This is a genomic window from Candidatus Enterococcus avicola, assembly GCF_047470845.1.
GTDB lineage: Bacteria > Bacillota > Bacilli > Lactobacillales > Enterococcaceae > Enterococcus_D > Enterococcus_D casseliflavus.
The window spans coordinates 1-4,853 of the sequence record NZ_JBLGTY010000046.1; the positions used below are offsets into that span (position 1 = coordinate 1).

The following is a 4,853-nucleotide window of genomic DNA, read 5'->3' on the forward strand; positions in this document are numbered from 1 at the left end:
ATTATTGGGAATCCCAGCTTAAATCATAGATACCGTAAGGGATTTTATTCTTTATTTAAAACTTTGCAACAGAACCAATCCAGAGCCTTAAATGATAAGTATGTCGCTATTTTTATGGACGCTACTTACATTCCACTAAAACGTCAAACCGTATCCAAAGAAGCGATTTATATTGCCATTGGTATACGAGAAGACGGCACTAAAGAAGTACTGAGTTATGCGATTGCTCCAACTGAATCAACATACGTTTGGAATGAGCTGCTACAGGATATTAACTCCAGAGGAGTTCAAGAAGTCTTGCTTTTTATTACGGACGGCTTAAAAGGCATGAAAGATACTATCCATCAAATTTATCCTAAAGCAAAATATCAGCATTGTTGTATCCATGTATCTCGTAATATCGCTCATAAAGTACGTGTCAAAGACCGAAAAGAAATCTGTGATGACTTTAAGGCTGTTTATCAAGCTAACTCAAAAGAAGAAGCGAATACCTTCTTATCCGGCATGATTGAGAAATGGAAGAAAAACTATCCTAAAGTGACGCAGTCACTCATAGAAAACCAAGACTTATTAACTTTTTATGATTTTCCACCTAGCATTCGTAGAACCATTTACTCAACCAATCTAATCGAGTCTTTCAATAAGCAAATTAAAAGATACAGCCGTAGAAAAGAGCAGTTTCAAAATGAAGAATCACTAGAACGCTTTCTAGTCAGCATTTTTGATACATACAATCAAAAATTTCTAAACAGAAGCCATAAAGGTTTTCAACAGGTAACCGATACATTAGTTTCAATGTTTACTGAGTAACTAATTATTTTGCAGGAGGACAATTTATTTACACAAAATTATTGACGCTCCCTAGTTTATACTAGCTGTTTTTGTGTTAATTAAAGGATAAAATACAATATAAAGAAACATCTGTTTCTTTATTTAGAATAAAAAAATACAGACTCTGTTCAAATAAATGAACCTAGCCTGCATTATGTGATTGACTATACTTTTTAATTCATTGAGATGAATAACTCGTTTTTATAAATGCCCAAAAGTAATCGGTGCCGAAGCCATTCCTCGACCTAATTCTTTTTCAAATTTTCCTATTGTTGATATCTCCATATAAAACGGTGATACTGGTTTAGACAATTCTCCCCTGATTGCTAACGGACGTAAACTACGTTCCAAATTATTTATGACTTTAGGATAATACTGACCTTTTTCTAAGCCTGTCTTTGCGTCTATCAAAAGTATACGTTCCTTTTCTTTGATCTCTGGATTTAAAACGAGATCATATAATTTTAGTACCATGTTTTCTATTTCTTCACTTTTAGACATCACAATTTCCTCCCAAAAATATATTTCTTCCCACTACATTCTATAAACAAAGTATACGCTACATCTAGATTTTTTTAAATCATTACTGATTTGTTAAAACCTTTCAATACACTGTTATGGCAACGATTTTTATTTTAAAAACATTCTAAATTAAATCAGTAAAAATTTTTATTCTAAGATTTTTATTAGAATTACGCCTAATTTGTGTCTCTCAGGGCAATTCTAAGAACGTTTCAAGAGATAGCGACACTATCGTTATCGAAAAAGGCGAAAACCTATCTCATTTTCTGCTAATGTAAGTTGGTTTAGCTTTTGTTAATATGACTTTATGAAAATGGAGGTAATTAAATATGATTTTTCCTAAAGTTAATGAAGCAAGCTTGAATAAAGGATCCTTTTTCCATATCTATGAAAACGAAGATTTTGAACTGTATAATATCCTTTCACAAAAAGAGGTCATCGAAAACCAAATAATCTGCCATCCAATTATTTACAAATCTATTTTCAAGCATGCATTTTTTGCTTCCAATGATTTTCAAAGAATGGAGATTACCGACTGTATATTCGAAAACTGTGATTTTTCAGGCTGTATATTGACAAAAAGCATGTTGCATCGCGTGAAATTTGTCAATTGTAAATTAACAGGTACTAAATTGATGGAAAGTTATATTGGGAACACGTTATTCGAGAATTGTAAAATGGACTATGTAAATTTATCTGGTTCAAACATAAAAGAAAGTAACTTTGAGCACTCTGTCTTATCAAGCGCAGATTTTGTAGACTGTTCCCTCACTAAAACAATGTTTTATACTAATGATCTAGAAAATGCTAGCTTTTTTGATACTGATTTAAAAAATATTGATTTAAGTAGCAACTCCTTTGAAATGATTGAAGTACGCCCGGAACATCTAAAAAATTGTACGCTTAATCAGTTGCAAGCGCTTGGTTTTGCTAGAAAATTTTTACAAATAAAAGTAGTATAATCAAAATGAATATATAAAATAAATTTTTAGCAATACAAATATTCATAAAAAAACATTGCCTATTTTAACGAGAGTGTAAAATATTTTGTGTAAATGAAAAAATCCATACAAAAAAGGAAGTCGCTTCTGTAGAATAAAGTTAACGACAACCAATTCACAGAAAAGAGGACTTCCCTATGAATGATTTTACTACAGAAATTGTGCAAACTCTAGTCACTAAAGGCGATTTAAATGAATTATTCCGTTCGCACTTAGAAAAAGCGATAAACACACTCCTACGGACTGAATTAACGGCTTTTTTAGATTACGAAAAATATGATCGCACTGGTTTTAATTCAGGTAATTCGAGAAACGGTTCTTACTTTCGATCAATCAAAACCGAATATGGTGAATTAACATTGGAAATACCTAGAGATCGTAATGGTGAGTTTAAACAACAAACTTTACCAGCCTACAAAAGAACAAACGATACATTGGAAACCACTATTATCCATTTATTCGAAAAAGGTGTTACGATGTCTGAAATTGCTGATTTGATCGAAAAAATGTACGGTCATCACTATACTCCACAAACCATGTCCAACATGACTAAAGTTCTGACTGAAGAAGTAAATGCCTTTAAATCCAGAGCCTTAAATGATAAGTATGTCGCTATTTTTATGGACGCTACTTACATTCCACTAAAACGTCAAACCGTATCCAAAGAAGCGATTTATATTGCCATTGGTATACGAGAAGACGGCACTAAAGAAGTACTGAGTTATGCGATTGCTCCAACTGAATCAACATACGTTTGGAATGAGCTGCTACAGGATATTAACTCCAGAGGAGTTCAAGAAGTCTTGCTTTTTATTACGGACGGCTTAAAAGGCATGAAAGATACTATCCATCAAATTTATCCTAAAGCAAAATATCAGCATTGTTGTATCCATGTATCTCGTAATATCGCTCATAAAGTACGTGTCAAAGACCGAAAAGAAATCTGTGATGACTTTAAGGCTGTTTATCAAGCTAACTCAAAAGAAGAAGCGAATACCTTCTTATCCGGCATGATTGAGAAATGGAAGAAAAACTATCCTAAAGTGACGCAGTCACTCATAGAAAACCAAGACTTATTAACTTTTTATGATTTTCCACCTAGCATTCGTAGAACCATTTACTCAACCAATCTAATCGAGTCTTTCAATAAGCAAATTAAAAGATACAGCCGTAGAAAAGAGCAGTTTCAAAATGAAGAATCACTAGAACGCTTTCTAGTCAGCATTTTTGATACATACAATCAAAAATTTCTAAACAGAAGCCATAAAGGTTTTCAACAGGTAACCGATACATTAGTTTCAATGTTTACTGAGTAACTAATTATTTTGCAGGAGGACAATTTATTTACACAAAATTATTGACGCTCCCGATTATGGACTTGACTAAAATAATAGTGAACAACAAAGTATATTTTAAATTAACAAAAAAATATAGTGGTCATATTTAACGTATAATTTAAATGATAAGATATTGAAATAAAGCTTGTGATTAATGTGACACAATCGGATTCTGTCACATTCGTTAAAATCGCTCTATCCTTAGAGGCTCTAAGAGGAAATCACTTTTCTTTTAGGGCCTTTTTTCTATAGCTTGTTTAAATGTGACTTATTATCTGTTATAATCATATTAAGTAACATTTGAGAGGGGACTAAAAATGAAGAGCGTGGAACCGATTCGCGATAAAAAAAAGATCGATGCCATGAAGGCAATTTTGGCTTCCGGAAAATATGGGCAACGAAATTTGGTGCTTTTTTCGATCGGGATCAATACAGCGTATCGAATCTCCGATTTAAGACAGTTGAAATTAAGTGACGTGGTAGAAATTTCTCGTGGCCGAGTGATTGTCAAAGAACGTCTGGCCATGAAGGAACAAAAAACAGCTAAACACAATTCGGTTTTCATTTCGAACAAATTACGAAAAGTGATTCTTGATTATGTTCAATCAGAATTTCTTGAGCAGCTGCAAGCACAAGACTTCAGTAATTATTTGTTTCCAAGTCGAAAAGGAGCAGATACGCCTTTGACCCGACAAAGCCTTTGGCGGATCATTCATGAAGCAGGAACAGCGGTTGGTTTAAAAGAAATTGGTCCCCATTCGATGCGCAAGACCTTCGGCTATTTTTTGTACAAGCAAGGGACCAAAACAGAGATCATTCAGTCGCTGCTCAACCATTCTTCGCAACGGGAGACCTTACGCTATATTGGGATCACCCAGGAAGATAAAGATACCGCAGTAAAGAGTTTGGATCTATGACAGAATAATGCCCTATATAATAGAAGAAAAAATTCAAGAGGTGAGAAGATGAACGAAGAAAAGCGTCCGAAATTTCCTGATAAATACCACTTATCTCGCAAAGAGTCTGTGTATTTATTGAAGAAAAACATTGTGGAACTGGTTTATAATGCGGGAAAATTTGAAGGGTGGTTCTGTTGCAAAGTTTTAAATAAAGAATAAAATCCCTTACGGTATCTATGATTTAAGCTGGGATTCCCAATAAT

The 4,853-nt window shown here is 33.5% G+C and carries 6 protein-coding genes; 5 read left to right on the top strand and 1 reads right to left on the bottom strand.

Features of this window, described 5'->3' with window-relative positions; genetic code table 11:
- Positions 1-810 (top strand): IS256 family transposase (locus ACI3E5_RS17410; protein ID WP_498822135.1); only part of this gene is annotated, 810 nt, incomplete at its 5' end.
- A 222-nt stretch (positions 811-1,032) separates the two neighbouring features.
- On the opposite strand, the gene ACI3E5_RS17415 is transcribed toward ACI3E5_RS17410, so the two are convergent.
- A complete protein-coding gene (locus tag ACI3E5_RS17415; protein ID WP_002289237.1) occupies positions 1,033-1,332 on the bottom strand; it encodes a bacteriocin immunity family protein in 300 nt (99 codons plus the stop codon).
- A 350-nt stretch (positions 1,333-1,682) separates the two neighbouring features.
- On the opposite strand from ACI3E5_RS17415, the gene ACI3E5_RS17420 reads away from it, so the two are divergent.
- From ACI3E5_RS17420 to ACI3E5_RS17435, 4 genes are all read left to right on the top strand, one after another.
- Positions 1,683-2,315, top strand: coding sequence for a pentapeptide repeat-containing protein (locus tag ACI3E5_RS17420; protein ID WP_002300136.1), 633 nt, complete (start codon positions 1,683-1,685; stop codon positions 2,313-2,315).
- 176 nt (positions 2,316-2,491) lie between these two features.
- Positions 2,492-3,670, top strand: a complete 1,179-nt coding sequence (locus tag ACI3E5_RS17425; protein WP_000997695.1) for an IS256-like element ISEf1 family transposase — start codon at positions 2,492-2,494, stop codon at positions 3,668-3,670.
- Positions 3,671-4,008: 338 nt separating this feature from the next.
- Complete coding sequence (locus ACI3E5_RS17430; RefSeq protein ID WP_002364545.1) at positions 4,009-4,608, top strand: tyrosine-type recombinase/integrase; 600 nt, start codon at positions 4,009-4,011, stop codon at positions 4,606-4,608.
- Positions 4,609-4,656: 48 nt separating this feature from the next.
- Positions 4,657-4,809 carry a hypothetical protein gene (locus ACI3E5_RS17435; protein ID WP_002364543.1) on the top strand — a complete coding sequence of 51 codons (153 nt, stop codon included), beginning with the start codon at positions 4,657-4,659 and terminating at the stop codon, positions 4,807-4,809.
- The last annotated feature ends 44 nt before the right edge of the window (positions 4,810-4,853 follow it).